Source organism: Sphingobacterium sp. 2149 (assembly GCF_031455655.1).
In the GTDB taxonomy this organism is placed as follows: Bacteria; Bacteroidota; Bacteroidia; order Sphingobacteriales; family Sphingobacteriaceae; genus Sphingobacterium.
In genome coordinates, this window is the sequence record NZ_JAVDTD010000004.1 from 80,993 (window position 1) to 101,459 (window position 20,467).

At 39.2% G+C, this 20,467-nt stretch carries 18 protein-coding genes; 14 read left to right on the forward strand and 4 right to left on the reverse strand.

The genetic code is table 11. The features are described from left to right. The first annotated feature begins 36 nt into the window (after window positions 1-36). Window positions 37-2,634, forward strand: a complete 2,598-nt coding sequence (gene clpB, locus J2X77_RS06870) for an ATP-dependent chaperone ClpB (protein WP_209579244.1) — start codon at window positions 37-39, stop codon at window positions 2,632-2,634. 54 nt (window positions 2,635-2,688) lie between these two features. On the opposite strand, the gene J2X77_RS06875 is transcribed toward clpB, so the two are convergent. Beyond that, on the reverse strand, window positions 2,689-3,183 hold the full coding sequence (locus tag J2X77_RS06875; protein ID WP_209579243.1) for a peroxiredoxin: 495 nt from the start codon (window positions 3,181-3,183) through the stop codon (window positions 2,689-2,691). Between the two features lie 158 nt (window positions 3,184-3,341). Here J2X77_RS06875 and purN point away from each other — a divergent pair, with 158 nt between their 5' ends. Beyond that, window positions 3,342-3,914: a phosphoribosylglycinamide formyltransferase gene (gene purN, locus J2X77_RS06880; RefSeq protein WP_209579242.1), complete on the forward strand. Its 573-nt coding sequence runs from the start codon at window positions 3,342-3,344 to the stop codon at window positions 3,912-3,914. 245 nt (window positions 3,915-4,159) lie between these two features. Here purN and J2X77_RS06885 read toward each other — a convergent pair whose 3' ends face one another. Then, a complete protein-coding gene (locus tag J2X77_RS06885) occupies window positions 4,160-5,392 on the reverse strand; it encodes an MFS transporter (protein WP_209579241.1) in 1,233 nt (410 codons plus the stop codon). Window positions 5,393-5,484: 92 nt separating this feature from the next. On the opposite strand from J2X77_RS06885, the gene J2X77_RS06890 reads away from it, so the two are divergent. The 9 genes from J2X77_RS06890 (at window position 5,485) to J2X77_RS06930 (ending at window position 14,952) form a co-directional block, all read left to right on the forward strand. Then, window positions 5,485-5,982: a PaaI family thioesterase gene (locus tag J2X77_RS06890; protein ID WP_209579240.1), complete on the forward strand. Its 498-nt coding sequence runs from the start codon at window positions 5,485-5,487 to the stop codon at window positions 5,980-5,982. 39 nt (window positions 5,983-6,021) lie between these two features. After that, window positions 6,022-6,444 (forward strand): transposase, encoded by a 423-nt coding sequence (locus J2X77_RS06895; RefSeq protein ID WP_209579239.1) that lies wholly within the window; start codon window positions 6,022-6,024, stop codon window positions 6,442-6,444. A 95-nt stretch (window positions 6,445-6,539) separates the two neighbouring features. After that, a complete protein-coding gene (locus tag J2X77_RS06900) occupies window positions 6,540-7,187 on the forward strand; it encodes an SCO family protein (protein ID WP_209579238.1) in 648 nt (215 codons plus the stop codon). A gap of 1 nt (window position 7,188) precedes the next feature. Then, on the forward strand, window positions 7,189-7,608 hold the full coding sequence (locus tag J2X77_RS06905; RefSeq protein ID WP_209579237.1) for a cytochrome c: 420 nt from the start codon (window positions 7,189-7,191) through the stop codon (window positions 7,606-7,608). A 283-nt stretch (window positions 7,609-7,891) separates the two neighbouring features. Next, window positions 7,892-8,479 (forward strand): TetR/AcrR family transcriptional regulator, encoded by a 588-nt coding sequence (locus J2X77_RS06910; protein ID WP_209579236.1) that lies wholly within the window; start codon window positions 7,892-7,894, stop codon window positions 8,477-8,479. Window positions 8,480-8,487: 8 nt separating this feature from the next. Continuing rightward, window positions 8,488-9,813, forward strand: coding sequence for a TolC family protein (locus J2X77_RS06915; protein WP_209579235.1), 1,326 nt, complete (start codon window positions 8,488-8,490; stop codon window positions 9,811-9,813). A 28-nt stretch (window positions 9,814-9,841) separates the two neighbouring features. Continuing rightward, window positions 9,842-10,999, forward strand: a complete 1,158-nt coding sequence (locus J2X77_RS06920) for an efflux RND transporter periplasmic adaptor subunit (protein WP_209579234.1) — start codon at window positions 9,842-9,844, stop codon at window positions 10,997-10,999. 37 nt (window positions 11,000-11,036) lie between these two features. Next, window positions 11,037-14,207: an efflux RND transporter permease subunit gene (locus J2X77_RS06925; protein WP_209579233.1), complete on the forward strand. Its 3,171-nt coding sequence runs from the start codon at window positions 11,037-11,039 to the stop codon at window positions 14,205-14,207. Window positions 14,208-14,340: 133 nt separating this feature from the next. Continuing rightward, on the forward strand, window positions 14,341-14,952 hold the full coding sequence (locus J2X77_RS06930; RefSeq protein ID WP_209579232.1) for an HAD family phosphatase: 612 nt from the start codon (window positions 14,341-14,343) through the stop codon (window positions 14,950-14,952). 71 nt (window positions 14,953-15,023) lie between these two features. On the opposite strand, the gene J2X77_RS06935 is transcribed toward J2X77_RS06930, so the two are convergent. Next, window positions 15,024-16,346, reverse strand: a complete 1,323-nt coding sequence (locus J2X77_RS06935) for a hypothetical protein (RefSeq protein ID WP_310079840.1) — start codon at window positions 16,344-16,346, stop codon at window positions 15,024-15,026. Between the two features lie 14 nt (window positions 16,347-16,360). Continuing rightward, entirely contained in the window at window positions 16,361-16,966 is a 606-nt protein-coding gene (locus J2X77_RS06940) for an RNA polymerase sigma factor (RefSeq protein ID WP_209579230.1), read from the reverse strand. 321 nt (window positions 16,967-17,287) lie between these two features. On the opposite strand from J2X77_RS06940, the gene lysS reads away from it, so the two are divergent. The 3 genes from lysS to J2X77_RS06955 all read left to right on the forward strand — a co-directional run bounded on the left by lysS (window position 17,288) and on the right by J2X77_RS06955 (window position 20,414). After that, window positions 17,288-19,006 (forward strand): lysine--tRNA ligase, encoded by a 1,719-nt coding sequence (gene lysS / locus J2X77_RS06945; RefSeq protein ID WP_293884599.1) that lies wholly within the window; start codon window positions 17,288-17,290, stop codon window positions 19,004-19,006. A 447-nt stretch (window positions 19,007-19,453) separates the two neighbouring features. Next, window positions 19,454-19,771: a patatin-like phospholipase family protein gene (locus J2X77_RS06950; protein ID WP_310079845.1), complete on the forward strand. Its 318-nt coding sequence runs from the start codon at window positions 19,454-19,456 to the stop codon at window positions 19,769-19,771. Continuing rightward, window positions 19,704-20,414 (forward strand): patatin-like phospholipase family protein, encoded by a 711-nt coding sequence (locus J2X77_RS06955; RefSeq protein ID WP_310079847.1) that lies wholly within the window; start codon window positions 19,704-19,706, stop codon window positions 20,412-20,414. The genes J2X77_RS06950 and J2X77_RS06955 overlap by 68 nt, the downstream gene beginning before the upstream one ends. Window positions 20,415-20,467 lie beyond the last annotated feature (53 nt).

The window sequence follows — 20,467 nt, forward strand, 5'->3', positions numbered from 1 at the left end:
CCAACATATCAACAAAACTTTAATTAAGACAATAAAATGAATTTTAACAATTATACAATTAAAGCGCAAGAGGCCATACAAAAGGCGTCCGAAATTGCTGCTGGCCATCAGCAACAGGCGATTGAGACAGCTCATATTTTAAAAGCTTTACTCTCCGTCGATGAAAATGTTGTCAGCCACTTATTGAAAAAATTAAATGTTAACATCAGCTATCTCGGAACTGAACTTGATAAACAAGTGGAGGGTTTTCCTAAGGTTAGCGGTAGTAATATTTATTTAAGTAGTGATGCAAATAATGCGCTGCAAAAAGCACAAGGTTATTTAAAGGAATTTAATGATGAATTTGTGTCTGTTGAACATCTATTGCTAGGTATCTTGGCAAGTTCCAGCAAGACGTCGACATTATTAAAATCACAGGGAGTGACGGAGAAAGATCTAAAGACGGCTATCAAAGAGTTGCGTGGAAATAGTCGAGTAACCGATCAGAATGCTGAGGCAACATACAATGCTCTCGGAAAATATGCACGAAATTTAAATGAATATGCGGAGTCGGGAAAGCTGGACCCAGTTATCGGTCGTGATGAGGAAATCAGACGGGTGATGCAGATCCTCTCGCGTCGCACCAAAAACAACCCAATACTTGTCGGTGAACCTGGGGTCGGTAAAACGGCTATTGCAGAAGGTATCGCTTACAGAATTATCAAAGGCGATGCACCCGAAAATTTAAAATCTAAAACTGTTTTTTCGTTGGATATGGGTGCTTTGGTTGCCGGTGCCAAATACAAAGGAGAATTTGAGGAACGTTTAAAAGCGGTTGTAAAAGAAGTTACAGATTCCAATGGAGACATTATCCTATTTATCGATGAGATCCATACGTTGGTAGGCGCAGGAGGCGGTGAAGGGGCGATGGATGCAGCCAATATCCTTAAACCAGCATTGGCAAGAGGTGAATTACGTGCTATTGGTGCTACAACGCTAAATGAATACCAAAAATACTTTGAGAAAGATAAAGCATTGGAGCGTAGATTCCAAAAAGTTATGGTGGAAGAACCTGACACGCAAGATGCAATTTCGATCCTCAGGGGTTTAAAAGAACGATACGAAACACACCATAAAGTGCGCATCCTGGATGAATCAATTATCGCAGCGGTGGAATTATCACAGCGCTATATTGCCGATCGCTTTTTACCGGATAAGGCAATTGACTTAATTGATGAAGCTGCATCTAAACTAAGGCTTGAAATGGACTCCGTACCGGAAGCAGTAGACGAGCTTGAACGCCGAATTATGCAGTTGGAAATTGAACGGGAAGCTTTGAAGCGTGAAAATGACGACAAAAAAGTTGCAGAGCTTTCGGAAAGTATCGCCAATCTATCTGCAGAGCGAGATACCTTAAGAGCTTCGTGGCAAGAAGAAAAAAGCCTTGTTGACAATGTAAACCAAGAGATCGAGAACATTGAGAATTATAAGCTCGAAGCTGAACAGGCAGAACGCTCTGGCGACTATGGGAAGGTGGCCGAACTTCGCTATGGTCGGATCAAAGAAGCACAAGAAAAAGTGGACAGATTAAAGGCTGAACTTGCGGAAAAACAAGAAAGCAAGCGGATGCTTAAAGAAGAAGTTACCGCGGAGGATATCGCAGATGTGGTCGCCAAATGGACTGGAATACCGGTTAGTAAGATGATTCAGTCGGAGCGTGAGAAGCTACTAAATCTAGAAGAAGAACTTCATAAACGTGTTGCAGGTCAAGATGAGGCTATTGAAGCTATTTCCGATGCGATTCGCAGGTCACGCGCAGGTCTCAATGATGCAAAACGACCAATAGGATCTTTTATATTTCTTGGTACTACTGGAGTCGGAAAGACCGAGCTTGCCAAAGCGCTTGCCGAATTTCTATTTGACGATGAGCAATCAATGGTTCGTATTGATATGTCGGAATATCAAGAAAGGCATGCCGTGTCACGTCTAATAGGTGCGCCTCCGGGATATGTAGGCTATGATGAAGGCGGACAATTGACGGAGGCCGTGCGAAGAAGGCCCTACTCTGTGGTATTACTAGATGAAATTGAAAAGGCACATCCGGATGTATTTAATATCCTATTGCAGGTATTGGATGACGGGCACCTGACAGACAATAAGGGTCGTACGGTAAATTTTAAAAATACGATTATTATCATGACTTCAAATACAGGTTCGACCATTATACAAGAAAATTTCAGTCACTTGACCGATGATAACAGGGAGGAGATTATTGCTAAAACACGAACTGAGGTATTTGATGTTTTGAAACAATCGATTCGCCCCGAGTTTCTGAACCGAATTGATGAGGTGATCATGTTTACACCGTTAAGCCGCACCGAAATTGCAGACATTGTCCGTTTACAATTTGCCCATGTGCAAAGACAGCTGGCCGAACAAAATATATTTATCACAGCTTCTGATGAAGCTATGGATTGGTTAGCGCAACTCGGCTATGATCCTATTTATGGGGCAAGACCGTTAAAACGTGTCATTCAAAAAAGGATTCTAAACGAACTGTCAAAGGAGATTTTATCCGGAAAAGTAAGTCGCGATTCAATCATTCGCTTGGATGTATTCGATGGTAAATTTGTCTTTATAAACAAAAATGAATAACAAAAAGAGAACGTCCGATACATGTATCGGACGTTCTCTTTTATTATTTGCGATTTAAATTTTCGCACCTAACACCTTTAGCAGTTTATTTACGTCTTCTTCGCCATCTAAATGCTGCATGAGTACCTTCGTCTTCGCATCATAAATATACAATGAAGGGTAGTTGGTAGGCTTAAACTTTTCGATAAACTGCGTACCGCTATCAAATAAGAATTTAACATTTGCTGCATTTTTCAATGCCTTTGCGTGCATGTTAATGAAGCCATCGACATATTGTTTATCATTCATCGAGATAAAGTAAAATGATGTATTCTTTAATTTCGTCAAGTTCGTCGCAATTCCAGCGCCCATTTTCTGACAGTGTCCACAACCAGGGTCATAGAAATTCAAAACAATAAATCCAGATTTCGGGAGTTTACCAGAATCAAATTTGCCGGTCTGATAGACCTCGTCGAATGTAAACGGCGGAAGTGTTTTAGGAGCCTGTGCAAAGACCGGTTGAAACAAAAAATAAATACTGACAAAAATTAGGGAATAGAGGAATTTCATGTTAAAAAATTTTAAACCAATAGTAACCGTTCAATTAATTTCGATTAATAATACCTAAAAATATGGTTTATTCGACTATTGTTTTAGTTTTTTTACAAAAATTCCGTAAGTTTGGGCTAATTTTTAAATCGATCAAATCTAATTAATACTCATCAATCGTGAAAAAAAGAATTGCTATTTTTGCTTCAGGTTCAGGCTCCAATGCGCAAAAAATAATGGAACATTTCAAGTATTCGGACGAAGCTGAGGTCGCCTTGATTTTATCCAATAACCCAGATGCTTACGTTATTCAACGAGCTGACAATTTCGAAATACCTGCACATATTTTTGATCGTGAGGAATTTTACAACACCGACAATGTTGTCAATATTCTTAAAAACTTAAATATTGATCTGATCGTTTTGGCTGGTTTTTTATGGCTTGTACCCAATAATCTTCTGAAAGCTTTTCCGAATCAAATCATTAATATTCATCCTGCTCTGCTACCAAAATACGGTGGTAAAGGAATGTATGGCGACCATGTTCATCGGGCTGTTCTAGCAAATAAAGAAGAAGAGCACGGGATTACGATTCACTTCGCGAATGAGCATTTCGATGAAGGAGAAATCATCTATCAAGCACGGTTCAAAGTGGATCCAAATGATACCCTCGACACAATAAAATTCAAAGGGCAGCAACTGGAACATCAACACTTCCCCAAAGTCATTGAGAATCTGATCAAAAAAATGTAAAAACTACGCCATTGTTTAGAATTGTTTTAAACAAATCGTAACTTCGTGACATGAACGAAATTATTGAAACTGTGATAGAGATGGATGAGTCAGACAACAAAGGTGGTTTGTTCCAGTTTAGAAATACTGCAATGAACCCATTTTCTGATTTTTCCTGTGCTTGCTTTAAAAAGTGCTGCAAGAAATACAAAGAAGGTAAGCGCTGTAAGAAATGTCCCGGCCGGAAAAAATAGTGTATTGAGCCATTATTTCTCCTGATAATCTAAATCTTTATCAAAACTTTCTTCTAACTGGGTTAGCGAATAAATTGCTATTCCCGAAAGAAGTAAAACCATTGTAATTGCTGCTGGTGCAATTCCAAATGCGTTTACCAAATATCCATAGAGCATAGTGGAGGGAATGAGTGCACCTCGGACAAAATTTGGTGCCGTTGTTGCAACAGTAGCCCGGAGATTTGTGCCAAATTGTTCCGCTGAGATCGTTACAAACGTAGCCCAATACCCCACTCCTAATCCCATGATAAAGGCAAGAGTTAAGAACTTCGTAGCAGTGATACCATCACTCAGCAAATACACAAGTGAACTTCCGATGATAACTAACTGACAAATAAAGACCACTTTTTTACGGGATTTTAAAACTTGTGCAAATACTCCGGCCAATACGTCACCGATAGAAATACCAATATAGGTAAACATCACCCCCTGGCCGGCACTTAGTGTATCGATAGCCCCTAAAGCAGCCCCTATTTCAGGAGCTTGTGTAACCAAAACACCTACAACAAACCAAATAGGAAGACCGATGCATAGGCAATTGATATATCTTTTTAAACGGCTTCTGTCGGTAAAAAGCATCCGGATATCTCCTTTTGTGGTATCCGATTCATTTTGCTCTTTAAACAAGCCCGACTCAAAAGATCCAATACGCAACAGTAATAACAGCAGGCCCATTCCTCCACCGACAAAGTAGGCTGTCCGCCAATCGAACTCTTCCGAAACAAAATAGGCTAATACCGCTCCTATAACACCCACAGCAGCAACCAACATAGTGCCATAACCACGTTTTGATTTATGCATGCTTTCGGAAACCAGCGTAATTCCGGCACCTAATTCCCCAGCCAAACCAATACCCGCTATAAAACGAATAATACCATAGATCAGTACATCCTGTACGAAGCCATTTGCAATATTTGCTAAGGAATACAAAAGAATCGATCCGAATAGTACTTTTAAACGCCCAAATTTATCGCCGATAATCCCCCAGATAATTCCCCCCAATAACAACCCTCCCATTTGCATGTTTAATACAAATTCACCTTGAACACGCATATCCGCTGCTGGAACACCAATATCAGTAAAGGACTGAATACGGACGATGGAGAAAATTACTAAATCATAAATATCGACGAAGTAGCCCAATGAAGCGATCATAATGAGTGACCATACTTTTCTGTTGGCTTGTTTTCCTTTTATTTCGGACATTTTAGGTTTCTTTAAGTTGTAAAAATACCATAGTGGAGCTATAAAACCAAGATTTCGCACAATAATCCGACACATTGTTCTATTTTTGTATCATGAGATATAGTCCACTTGCCTTAACATGGCTATTACGCATTTACCCCCCTTTTCTATTTCAGGGAATCTGGGTTAAAAAAATTAGCCCTGGCTTTCAGGGTGCCAAAGTAAAAATATATAAGACACCTTTCAATATTAATACCAATAAAACATTATTTGGAGGGACGATATTTTCTGCAGCCGACCCGATCTTCCCTATCCTAATTGATCAATATCTTCAAAAAATCGGCTTTAAGAAAACTGTAGCTTGGTTAAAATCATCACAAATTGTTTTTAAAAAACCAGGTAAAACTAGTGTAGAGTATAGTGTGGAGCTTTCCGATGAAATTCTCGAAGAATGTGCACATATCATCCGAACAAAAGGGCGGGTAGTAAAAGACTTTTCATTAGAAATCAAAGACAAATCGGGCGACCTGTGCGCTACTGTACGTTGCGAAACCTATATTCGTGACTTGAATTTTACATTCCCGTCGAGAAATCGAAATGTTGAGCCGTAAGAAATTAATATATTTGTCAAATTACCAAAAGATAATAACATGAATAAAATCGCGTTTGTAGCTATCGCATCCTTAGCAATAGCAGCATGTGGAACTCAGGGGAATGGTGCAACGCCCGTAAAAGCCTTACAGGATTCAACAATTAAAATACATGATGAGATCATGCCTCAAATTGCTCATTTCGACCGCGATGCTGTCAAGATAGATTCCATTTTGGACAATTTAAAAAATATGAAAACAGCTAAGGCTGATTTAGATACTAGTTCAACGAGAAAAGAGCTCAGTATATTGAAAGCTAATTTAGAGAGTGCTACAGAACATATGATGGACTGGATGAAAGGATATAATCCTGATTCCACGGATGTTAAATATTTTGAAACTGAACTTCAAAAGGTAAGTGACATGAAAAAGATATTTGATAATGTTTCGAAGGAAAGCCACGAAAAATTAAAGAGTTTTTAAACGAATTCATTCAATTTGACTAAGCCCGACATTTTACAACGTTCACATTAACGTCTGAGCAAAAAAAGGATCAGGCTTAAAAAAATAGTAGACTCATGAGATCCATAACTAAATTTTACTCCGCAGCTTGCCTTTTACTCGGTTTATTTTCCTGCAAAAACAATAACCAGACCACCTTACCCATCTATGGCGAAAGGGAAGCTATAGAAAAAACAGTTGACGGAAAAAAAATTGTAGATACACTTTATCATACTATTCCGACATTTAATCTGCTTAATCAGGACAGTGTAATGATCTCGGATAAGGATTTTGAAGGAAAGATATATATTGCCAATTTTTTCTTTACCCATTGTCCAAGTATCTGTCCGACGATGAATCGCAACCTGTTAAAAATATATCAACAATATAAGGATAATGAGGAAGTTCGCTTTTTATCTCACAGTATTGACTTTAAATACGATCAACCTTATGTGTTGAAAGATTACGCAACGAAATTGGGCATAACCAATAATCACTGGCAATTTGTTTCAGGAACTAAAGCAGAGATATATGGTCTAGCCAATCAATACCTAGTCTATACAGCCGAAGATAAGAACGCACCTGGAGGTTATGATCATCAGGGATATCTGGTTTTAATAGATAAAGACAAAAGAATTCGAGGAGCCTATGACGGCACCAACGATGAACAAGTGAAAAAACTAATGAATGACTTACCGCTACTATTGAGCGAGGGTAAAAAGTGACATGCGTATCTTTTTAACAACCGTCGGAACAATTGGTGTTATCTTATCAATATTGATAGGCTGTCAGCATGAAGTTGATATCAAAACTGCACAATATGCGGTCAATGGTCAAAAAGTATATCGGACACATTGCCAAAATTGTCACGGGGATAAGGGTGAAGGATTGGGCAATCTCTATCCTCCATTAACTGACACTACATTTCTTCAAAAAAATAGCGATCAACTGGCCTGTATCATCAAGTACGGAATTTCAGGGGACCTCGAAGTTGCAGGTAAGAAGTTTAACAATTCGATGCCTGCCTCAAATCTTTCTTCAATAGATATTGCTTATGTGTTGACCTACATTAATACTAAAATCAACAAAGGGAAACAGATTTATTCTCTAGAAAAGGTCGAAAAGAACTTAAAAAAATGCAATTAGAAGAAGCGGCCGTTAGATGAAACACGCCGCTTCGTCTTTTTTCTACGCCATCCCCAATCCAGCTAGTGCCTATACACTAGGCTGATATTAACCATTAATTTGCTGTTGTTGGACACAGCCCATAAAGCTGCCCTAAAAAAATAAAAAACAATTTTATTTATTTTCTCTTATTGTATTATTGATCCAATATTTCAAGATTTTTGATTTATTGATTTATAACAATATTCTGACATTTTGGAATCAAATTAATCGCTAATTTTGCAACCGAATGAACGTTCGATTGATGAATTATAATGAAAAAATTGCGGCTGTACTTGCGAGCACGCTAAAGCTGATACAGACCAACGGCTTCCATGGAACGCCGATGAGCAAAATCGCACAAGACTCTGATGTAGCTATAGGAACTATCTACCATTATTTCCCTTCAAAAGATGATCTGATTTTTGCGCTGTTCAAACACTGTAGAACACTATTAAATGATTATATTTTTGATGGTATAAAAGATGATTTCGAGTATAAAGATTCATTTTTTCATATTTGGCGCAATTTTGTCAAGTTCTATCTTGAAAATGGACATATCTTCAGTTTTTTTGAGCAATTTTTCTCGTCCCCTTACTACGAAAAAAATAAAGCGGAGATACAAGAGCCTTTGGGCGGGCAAAATAAAGTTGTCGATTTTCTGCAAGAGGGTATCGATCGGAAAATTTTAAAGCAAGTAGATGTCCATCTGTTAGTGGCCAGCTATATCGGAGTGGCATTATCGACAGTTCATAGTATCAAATTTAAAGATGTCAGTTTTTCCGAACAAAATGTAGAGGTACTGGTTGGGATTATTTGGGACGGAGCTATTAATAAAGAAAATAATAATTAATTACATATATGAAGTTTAATAAAATCGTTTATTCTTTAGCGACCCTTTCGCTTCTGAGTAATACAGGATTTGCACAACAGCAATCTGAAAGCTTGCCGCCAAATGCGACACTTCAGCAGCTGATAGATTATGCTTTACGGAATAAAATTTCGATTAAGCAAGCCGAGCTTGATGAATCCATCGGGGAAAGAGATATTGATATTTCACTTTCTGGCTGGTATCCGCAGCTGGGTTTAACCGGGAATTTCAATCACAACGTCAAATTGCCAACGATGTTCTTCAATGGTGCTAATATCCCTATGGGAACTAAAAATAGTAGTGCATTAACGTTGCAGGCTGACCAACAAATTCTAAACCCGGCGTTAATGCAAGCCAAAAAAGGGGCTGACCTGCTTCGGTTAAGTAACAGACAAAATACCGAAAGTCAGAAAATCGACGCCGTTGTCGATGTCAGCAAAGCTTATTACGACATCTTGACTTCCGAGGAACAAATCAAAATTGTTCAGGAAAACATCGCCCGTCTTCAAAAGCAATACAATGATTCACATGTACGTTATGAAGTTGGTGTGGTGGATAAGACCGATTACAAGCGTGCACAGATCGCCTTGGCAAATGCCAGAGCTGACGAGAAGCGTACCGTAGAGATGCGAAAATATAAATATGACTATTTAAAACAGCTCTTGGCATTAGATAAAAGTCAAAACTTGACCTTATCTTTCAATAACGCTGATATGGAAAGTCAAATCTTATTGGATACAACCTCCGGATTGAATGTGACCAATCGCATTGAATTTCAACAATTACAGACTTCCAAAAAGATTCAAGAGTTAAACACGCAGTATTACAAGTGGACCTATCTGCCAAACATCAGTGCATTCTATAATTACGCATTTAACTACAGAAACAATAGTTTTGGAAAATTGTACAATGATAATATTCCAAGTTCAATCGCAGGTTTAAATCTATCCCTCCCTATTTTTCAAGGGTTTAAGCGTAAAAATCAAATCAATAAATCCAGACTTCAGGAAGAGCGCATCGATTGGGATATTAAGAACTTAGAAACTTCGGTCAATACGCAATATTCCATGGCACGTGCCACTTATAATGCCAATCTAAGCGACTGGAAAACGGCCCAGGAAAACGTTACACTCTCCAAAGAAGTTTATGAGACAATCAAACTACAATATGACGAGGGGATCAAAACATATCTGGATTTGATGACTGCTGAGACCGATTTAAAAACAACACAACTGAATTATTTGAATGCGCTCTATGCCTTGTTGGCGAGTAAGCTTGATGTACAAAAAGCTATCGGATCAATTCAAACAAATTAATCAATTAAAAAGGAAACTAATACAAATCATGAATAAAAGACAATTATTATTCGCTTTCTTTCTAGGGACAGCTTTAGTATGGACCTCTTGTGGAAATAAAGATGCTAAAAAGCAAGGACCGCCACAGGCGCAAGCCGAGAAAGTCGTTCCAGTTACTTTCGGTGTAGCATCGCATGAGATTGTAACAGGTACAATAAGCTATCCTGCGACAGTTAAACCGCTGAATGAAGCAGATCTATTTGCAGAAGTAAGCGGTTATATCACCAAAATATATGTTTCAGACGGCGCAGCAGTCACTAAAGGACAGGCCCTTTATGAAATTGATGGCACACGCTATAATGCTGCGGTTCAGCAGGCCAAAGCTAGCCTCCAAGTAGCACAGACAGAGTTGGACCGCCAAAAAAGAGATTTAGGGAGATATCAAACATTGGCAGATAAGGATGCGATAGCAAAACAGACTTTTGATAATGCTCAATCAAGCGTTGCTGCTGCTCAAGCACAGGTGGAGTCTGCTCGCGCAGCTCTAGTAACAGCAAATACCAATTTATCGCGATCGACTATTCGGGCTCCCTTTAGTGGAACTGTAGGAATATCACAGGTACGGTTGGGGGCGTTAGTGAGTCCTGGTACTACCCTATTGAACACCTTATCTTCTACCAGCCCAATTGCTGTAGAATTTCAGGTAAACGAAAAGGATATTAACAAATTTACCCAATTACAAAGTAGCCGTTCCTCTTCAGATCTTTCTCTTCTGCTACCAAATGGAAGCACTTATGAGGGCAAAGGAACGATCACAACAATTGACCGTGCAGTCGATCCTGCAACTGGAACAATCAAAGTACGTGCGACATTTCCGAACAATGCCAACGAACTGCGTGCAGGTATGAATATCACCATGAATGTATCAACAACCTCTTCCAAAGAAGAAATTGTTGTGCCCTACAAAGCTGTGTTTGAGCAGTTAGGTGTTTTCAATATATATACCGTCAACGACAGCAGTAAAGCGGAGATACATCAAGTAAAACTGGGTATCAAAGCTGGCGACAAAATCGTGATCAAAGAAGGTGTCAAAGACGGCGAGAAAATTATCGTCGATGGCACTATGAATGTCCAAAATGGAGTTAAAGTAGTGGATGCTGCCGTGGCAGCTCAACAGGCTGCGAAAGGAGCTCCTCAGGGAAAATAACACCACTAATTTTTAAAGAGAATCTAAAAAATATAGAATGATTTCAGAAGTATTTATTAAGAGGCCAGTTACCGCAATCGTTATTTCGATTTTGATTTCAATCATCGGGATTATTGCAGTATCTACGTTGCCAATTAGCCAGTATCCTTCTATTGCACCTCCAACTGTAACTGTTACAGCAAATTACACTGGAGCGGATGCACAGACGGTTGAACAAACCGTGACAACTCTTATTGAGAGTCAGATCAATGGTACACCTGGCATGATTTATATGTCGTCTAATAGCACATCCAATGGCCAAGCAACAATTACGGTGACATTTGAAGTAGGTACGGATATTGATATTGCTACCCTAGATGTACAAAACCGTGTGGGAATTGCTGAGCCAGCCCTTCCTGAAGCTGTTAGACGTCTCGGGATTACGACGCGTAAAGCCAATAACGATATCCTCATGTTGGTTGCGCTAACTTCTCCGAAAGGAACGAGAAGCGAAAATTTCTTAGCTAATTACAACAACTTATACGTAAAAGACGCACTCTTACGTGTAAAAGGTGTCGGTGACGTAACCGCCTTTGGCCAGCCATTCTCCATGCGGGTATGGCTCGATGCGAACAAATTAGCCAATTTGAGTATGACTCCTGCCGATATATCGACTGCAATTGCGGAACAAAATTCCCGTATACCTGGCGGTAGTGTTGGCGGACGTCCGCAAGAGTCCTCAACAGTATTTGAGTATCCGATTATTACCGATAGTGACCTTTCCAATCCAGAGGATTTTGAAAACATCATTGTGAAAACCAATAAGGATGGATCTATTGTACTTTTAAAAGATGTTGCACGTGTAGAATTGGGTCAGTTCAATTATGGTACGTCATCTACCGTAAACGGTATGACCTCCTCTGCCATGATGATCAACCAAACGCCTGGTGGTAATGCAGTAGAGTCGGCTGAGGGTATTGTTAATGCTTTGGAAAAATTGAAGAAATCTTTTCCAACCGATGTCGATTATACGATCAGCTATGAAACTGTATCTGTTGTAAATGCCTCAATTTCTTCAGTTATACACACGCTAGTTGAAGCGTTAATCCTAGTTACGGTTGTGGTGTTTTTCTTTCTTCAAAGTTGGAGGGCAACATTAATTCCCGTACTGGCGATTCCAGTGTCCATCATTGGTACCTTCATCTTCTTCCTCATGTTTGGTTTTTCAATCAACAACCTGACGATGCTTGCTTTTGTATTAGCCATCGGTATTGTGGTGGATGATGCCATTGTTGTTGTGGAAGCAGTACAGCATTACATCGACCACTATAAGCTGGATGCAAAGGAAGCGACACGGCGCGCTATGGGCGATATTACCGCTCCGGTTATTGCAATTGCATTAATTTTGGCAGCCGTATTTGTCCCAGTAGGTTTTATACCAGGCATGGTGGGTAAGTTGTACCAACAATTTGCCATCACGATTGCCGTATCCGTCATGTTATCTGCATTTATAGCGCTTTCTTTGACCCCAGCATTATGTTCAATTTTATTAAAGCCCACAGCAGTACATGAGGGCGCAAGAGGATTGAACAAGTTTTTCTACAAATTTAATGTATGGTTTGAAAAAGTAACCATTAAATACTCAAATGGTGTAAAACAGGCAATCAAAAAAGCACCCTTGGTGTTAATTATTCTCTTGTGTATTTTTATTGGGACAGGCTGGATGTTTACAACCAAACCCACTGGATTTATTCCTTCTGAGGATGGTGGTGCATTTTTTGCAGGTATTACGTTGCCAGAAGGTTCGTCCTCTGCGCGTACAAATGAAGTGCTAAAAGAAATTGAAGCTGATCTGCATAAGACTTTCCCCGAAATCAAATATGTTACTGCAATCTCCGGTATCAATATCTTGAACCGTGCGTTTAAATCCAATGGAGCGACAGTATTCGTTTCGCTTAAACCTTGGGAAACGCGTACACGTACTGCAAACGATATTGCAGGCATGATTATGGGCAAGTATGCAGGCTATACGAAGGCCAGAGTATTGGCGGTAACGCCACCGGCAATTCCAGGTTTAGGTACATCTGGAGGTTTCTCTATGCAGGTACAGGATTTACAAACTGTCAACATCAAAGACTTTGAAGCAACAGTCGGTAAATTCTTAATGGCCGCCAACCAACGCCCGGAAATTGGAATGGCTTACACATTGTTTAACACCAATTCGCCAAACTACAAATTGGAGGTAAACCGTGAACAGGCAAAACGTATGGGTGTGCCGATCTCAAGTATCTATTCAACAATATCATCCTATTTAGGTAGTAGCTATGTCAATGACTTCACAAAGTATGGCCGTAGTTATCGCGTTGTTACCCAAGCCGATATACCATACCGCATGAATATTGAAGATATCAACAAGTTGTATGTCAACAATATCTCTGGAAACCCTGTACCTATGGGTACCCTGGTTACCTATGAATTGACGACAATGCCTTCAATCATCAATCACTACAATATCTTTAGAAGTATTGAGGTCAACGGTAGTTCCGCCCCGGGTTATTCGTCAGGGGATGCGCTGAAAGCTTTACAGGAAGTAGCTGCACAAACTTTGCCAGAAGGTTTTGACTATCAGTTCTCCGGTCTATCGCTACAAGAAATGCAATCGGGATCCAAGACCATTCAAATTTTTGCACTGTGTATTCTATTTGTGTTCCTACTTTTAGCGGCATTGTACGAAAGCTGGTCTGTACCATTCTCTATTTTATTATCTGTGCCTTTGGGAGTATTTGGAGCAATCCTAACATTGACGCTGATTCCAACCTTGGATAATAACATCTATGCACAAATCGGTTTGGTAACAATTATTGGTCTAGCAGCCAAAAATGCGATCCTGATTGTAGAGTTTGCGAAGGAAAGGGTGGATATTGGAATGAACCTATATGAGGCAACATTAGATGCAGTAAAATTGCGTTTGCGTCCAATTATCATGACATCTTTTGCATTTATTTTGGGGATTATACCATTGATGCTATCGCATGGTGCTGGTGCTATATCTCGCCAAACAATTGGTTGGACCGTATTTGGCGGTATGACTGCCGCTACGCTCCTTGCGATATTTATCGTTCCGGTCCTGTTCGTTGTGATTACACGTATGGCCTATGGTAAGAAAAAACTAGCGGAATTGGAGGCTAATTTCGATGCGGAAAAAGCTAAAAATTTAAGTGCGCACTAGTTATATGTTGCCCCCGGCGTTAAAATCAATGCCGAGCTAAACGCAAAGAAGCCTTTCCTAAAATTCAGGAAAGGCTTCTTTTTTGCTTGTCCAATTATATTTCTTTATTTTTATCATTCACTATTAAAAATATATGTCACCTGAATCACAACGTAAATTTGAATTACTAAACCTTCTCGCCGAGTCCTACGATGCGCTATTGTTTGATGTCGATGGTACTTTGGCAGATAATATGCACGCGCATAAACAAGCATACAAAGCTGCGGCAGAACACTATGGAATTGAATTAGATGTTAATTTGATCGACGAAACTGCTGGATGGCCAACTGTTGCTGTTGCAGAAGAAATCAGCAAACGCTATGAAGTGGATTTCGATTATCAAGAATTTTCCAAGCTTAAATCTACTATATTTCGCGATGAGTATGTATTTAAAACCCAACCAGTAGATTATGTTGTTGAACATCTAAAATATCAAAAAGGCAAAAAACATATTGCAGCTGTATCTGGAGGAACGAGATCGACTTTATCGATGACATTGAATACCATTGGTGTATGGGATGATTTGGAAACATTAGTGTGTGCAGGCGATACTCCCGAAGGGAAACCCTCTCCGCAGCCTTTTCTTTTGGCAGCCTCACAATTAAATATTGATCCCAAAAGATGCTTGGTGTACGAAGATGGTATTCCGGGTGTTGAGGGTGCTAAAGCCGCAGGAATGGGTTGGGTTCGCGTAGATGAAATTTAATACTATTGAATGCGATAAAAAAAGCCGCAATAAATTAAACACTTATTGCGGCTTTTGATTACCAGGTTGGGTTAAAAACTCGTAATTATTTTCACTCCCCCATTACTGTAGTTTAAATCGGAGGATTTTAGTCCTCCAATCGGGGCTTTATAATAAGGCTCTACAGAAATCGATAGTTTACCAATTTTCTGTTTCCTGCCAACTGAAAAATTAACAAAGCCATTTACACCTTTATCATCCACATTTTTATCTGTAGATTTTTGTTTATATTCCGTATTATTAGTCTCATAAATCATTGCGCGTTCCTGATCCAATACACCTACATAAGACACGCCCACAGACGTGTAAAAGTTCTTCGTAATTGCATACCTCACATCCACAGGAATGTCCACTGTTAAGATTTTACCAGAAACTCGCTCATTGCTCTTCGCATCTTTTGCATCCGCGGTCCGCGTAATAAATGAATTACTGATAGTTGATTGTGAAATATAATTTGGAGCATCTAAACTAAATGAGTTTGAAGCCATAGCTGGAGTAATAGGGGTATTCCCAGAAACAGAACCATAATGTTGAATAGAGGCTCCGGATCGGAGACTTATTTTGCTAGAAATATTGTAAGCCAGTGCAACGCCACCGCCAAGTGTTATACTCTCCGAAGTTGAAGCTGGAGAAACAAAAGCCCCCATCTCCCACTTTTTCTCCCGACTGGTTTCATTCTGCATAATGCTGGTTCTCGTATTCCCTTGTTGCATAGCGTAGAGCTGTGAAAGCTTTGCCGCATCACGCTGTGTCAAATTACCAGAAGAAACTGCAACTGAATTAGATTGAGCTGCAGCACCTTCCACTTCATCTTCGCCCCAATGAATATTCGCTGAGAACTTATTATTCTTCAATGGGATCGATTGTAGGCTGGCAATCTCCTTCGAAAAAGTTAAATCAGTCGCTCGCATTACCCGTCCAGCATTTAATACCACACGGTTATTGTCGCTATGTTGAACTGAATGGTTTGTCACTCCTGCGTAGGTAAACGGTCTCGTTTGGAATGATTTCTCGCTAACTAAATCTTCATCATGAATAATATCCGATAGCGAGCGTTTAATGGACTCTTTCAAATCCTTATTATTTCCGATCACATCATCACTTGTCTGCTTCTTGATTGTGACCATAGACGGTGCATCCTTAGGCGTATCGTTATTTAAGCCCCAGTAGCCAACACCAGCAAACACGAGTAAGGCAGCTGCTGCGCTCCAATACCTCCAATTCGAGGGACTACGTGGTACTGCGTCATACGTTGAGGCAAATTTTTCCCAGGAACCTTCTTTATAAGGAAGCTCATGGTCTTTTAATTGTCCAATGATCTCTTCTATCAATTCCGTTTTCTTATTGTCTTTCATCGTAACAACAATATTTATCTTATTTCTTGAACTACGCCTGTATAATCCAAGTATAATTTCCTAAGTTTTTGCTTCGCTCGCGTCAAATAAGTACGTGACGTACTGTCAGGTATATTGAGCATTTGGGCAATTTCATCGTGCGAATAACCCTCAATTTCATAGAGATTAAAAATTGTTTTTTGGATTTCAGGAAGCTGATCCAAAAGCCGCATAATCTCATTGACCTCCAAACGACTGTCCAGCTGAACCGATGGTGTGTGCATATCACCTTCTCCGAGATCTTCAACCGAATAAAGTTGCTTCTTACTCCGTAAAAAATCAATGGAAATATTCGCCGCTATTCGACCTATCCAAGCTCGAAAAGATTTTTCCAGATTCTCATCGTCAATATTCCGATTAAAAGACGCTAATTTTCGAAACACCCTAACAAAACTTTCATTCACAAGTTCTTCAGCATCCACATCCTGTTTTACATAACGGATAATAATTGCCATGAGATATCCATAATATTTCTTATAAACGAAGGCCTTTCCGTCCTCACGATCTAGCAAGCAACGTGCTAAGGCATCATCTAAAGACGATAACTTCTTGTTATAAAAATATGATCGAATTATACCCACTTAAACTATTTAATTATCAAGTTTCAAACTTAGACAAATTGCCTTTGATATGCAATGAATTACATTATCTATGCAACAATTCATCAAATTTCCTCCGGTAACCAAAATCTTTTTTTGACGAAATAACCGAATTAAAATCATAAAACTTAAAAATAAATAGCCAATTGTCCCCTTGTAATATCACTATTTAACTATTTTTTACTCTTTAACGATACGCTAAGCATTTTCGCTACAGCGATTTCATGAAAAAATCAATAAAAAGAATTGAAAAAAATGGCTATTTTTGCTTGATTTTCACATTTTAAATATTATTCATACCGAATGAGTACTGTATTATCCGAACAGGAACAACTTAGAAGACAAGCGATGCAATCATTGTTGGATATGGGAATTGACCCATTTCCAGCGAATGAATTTGTCGTTAATGCACATGCTGCTGATATTTTAGAAAATTACGATAGAGATAAATTGAATTATAAGAACATTACCCTAGCTGGCCGGATTATGAGCCGTCGTGTCATGGGAAGTGCTTCATTTTTTGAAATTCAAGATTCTACTGGCCGTATTCAAGCTTATATTAAGCGGGATGACATTTGCCCGGACGAGAATAAGGATTTATACAACGTAGTCTTTAAAAAACTGTTGGATATTGGTGATATCGTCGGAATCAAAGGCTATGTCTTCACAACGCAAACTGAAGCGATTGCAGTGCACGTAGAACAACTTACTGTTTTATCTAAATCGCTACGTCCGCTACCTGTTGTCAAATCTGCTGAAGGAAAGACTTTCGATGCCTTTACAGATCCTGAACAACGCTATAGAATGCGCTATGTTGATTTGATTGTCAATCCAGGTAATAAAGATATATTTATCAAACGTACCAAACTTTTCAATGCAATGCGTCAGTTCTTTAACGATGCAGGTTACATGGAAGTAGAGACACCAGTTTTACAGTCTATTCCCGGTGGAGCAGCAGCACGTCCATTTATTACCCATCACAATGCGTTGGACATTCCATTATATCTTCGCATTGCTAACGAGTTGTATCTAAAAAGATTGATCGTAGGAGGATTTGACGGCGTGTATGAATTTTCTAAAAACTTCCGCAACGAAGGAATGGACCGTACACATAATCCCGAATTCACAGCGATGGAGATTTATGTAGCGTATAAAGACTACAATTGGATGATGGATTTTACCGAACGTCTTTTGGAACACTGTGCGTCAGCGGTAAATGGAACAACTGAGGTTACGTTCGGCTCACATAAAATTGACTTTAAAGCCCCATATAAACGTATCTCGATGACAGATTCTATCAAAGAATTTACTGGATTCGATATCACTGGAAAATCTGAAGATGAAATTCGTATCGCTGCCAAAGGAATGGGTATTGATGTGAATGAAACAATGGGAAAAGGTAAATTAATAGACGAAATTTTTGGTGCGAAGTGTGAAGGCAACTACATTCAACCTACTTTCATCACGGATTATCCTAAAGAAATGTCTCCTTTAACCAAAAAACATCGAGATAATCCCGATTTAACAGAGCGTTTTGAACTTATGGTCTGCGGAAAAGAGATTGCCAATGCTTATTCGGAGTTAAATGATCCGATTGATCAACGTGAACGTTTTGAAGATCAATTGCGGCTTTCCGAAAAGGGGGATGACGAGGCCATGTTTATTGACCAAGACTTCTTACGTTCACTCGAATATGGTATGCCGCCTACTTCTGGACTTGGTATTGGAATGGATCGTTTGATTATGTTCCTGACAGACAATGCCTCCATTCAAGAAGTTCTTTTCTTTCCGCAAATGCGGCCAGAAAAAGTTGCTCGAGTAGCAGAAACACAAGATTATGAGCAGCAAGGAATTCCTGCGGTATGGGTACCAGCACTGCAAAAAATGGGTTTTACTACGATTGAAGCTTTAAAAGAGGCAAATCCAAATAAGGTCTTTAATGACCTTGGCGGTATGCGTAAAAAGCTTAAACTAGATATCAATATGCCGACAAAAGACGAGGTATTTGCTTGGTTCAATTGAATCGATCCAATCTAAACAAAAAAGCTGTCTCAATAAATTTTGAGACAGCTTTTTTTATTTTGTAAAAACTGATAAAGAATTACCCCCTGTGATCGTGAACCGCAAAATCTTTAATTGATATAGCCCCCGTTTTTATTAATGACACAATGCTACCAACACGCAACCACCTCTGCCAATAACAGGGGAATTACAGGGGGTTAACAGGGGTATAGCAGGGGTAAATCCCTGTTATACCCCTGCTATACCCCTTTAAAAATAGTGTCGACTCCCTCTTAAACTAAAAGTTGGTATTGAGTAATCAATAAGATGAATTGAGCGGATATGACCAAAAACACAGATAAAGCTTTTGAAAACAGTGGCTATGACCTGATTACCGCCAAGAAAATAGCTCGGCCAATTGTATACATTTATTATATTTACATAGCATAAACTAAATCAGCTTTTAGTATGAAGAATATTCTCGCGCTTGACGCTGGTGGTATACGAGGCATCATTCCCGCAATGGTACTTGTAGCTCTAGAAGAAAAACTACAAAAGCAGACGATGGATACAAATGCACGTATCGCCTCATATTTTGACTTCATAGCAGGCACAAGTAGCGGTGGAATTCTGACCAGTATTCTTCTCTATCCGGAAGAAGGAAATCCGGCCCAACCAAAATTCTCTGCGCGAGACGCGTTAAATTTATTTGTCAATCATGGTACTGAAATTTTCAATGCTTCCAAATGGCGGCATTTTTTTAGGTGGTTTTGGATTGGTCAGTGAACTATATTCCCCCATTCCTTTATCAAACGTACTGGAAAAATATTTTCAAAATGCGAGATTGAGCCATTTAATCAAGCCTTGTATTATCACAGCATATAATATCGAATTACGAAAAAATCATTTTTTCAGACAACAGAAAGCAATTACACATGGTGAAGCGAGAGATTTCTACCTCAAGGATGTCTGTAGAGCGACTTCTGCCGCGCCCACATTTTTCCCTGTCGCTGAGATCTACTCCCTTTCAAAAACCAGATACCCCTTGATTGACGGTGGCGTCTTTGCCCAAAATCCTTCCATATGCGCTTTACTCGAAGTCCTAAAGGCATTTAATAGCACGCAGATAAATGATATGTTTATGCTATCTCTGGGAACAGGTGTCTCAAAAACCGCCTATAACTACGAGCATTTTAAGAAAAATCTTGCCATTCAAATCGGTCCAGCATTATTGGATATTATGACAAGTGCGTCATCTGAAAGCACTGAATTTTTTATAAGGCAATTATTTAGAAGTAACGGCAAGCAGCAAAATTATCTTCGCATAGAACCTGCTAATCTTTCTAGCATCAATGCAGCACTGGACGCGGCCTCGACTAATAATATACAGAAATTGATCTCCTTATCGGATAAAATGATTAGAAAATGAAGATACGCTAGATTATATTGTTGCTCATTTAATTAAAGAAAAGAATCAAAATG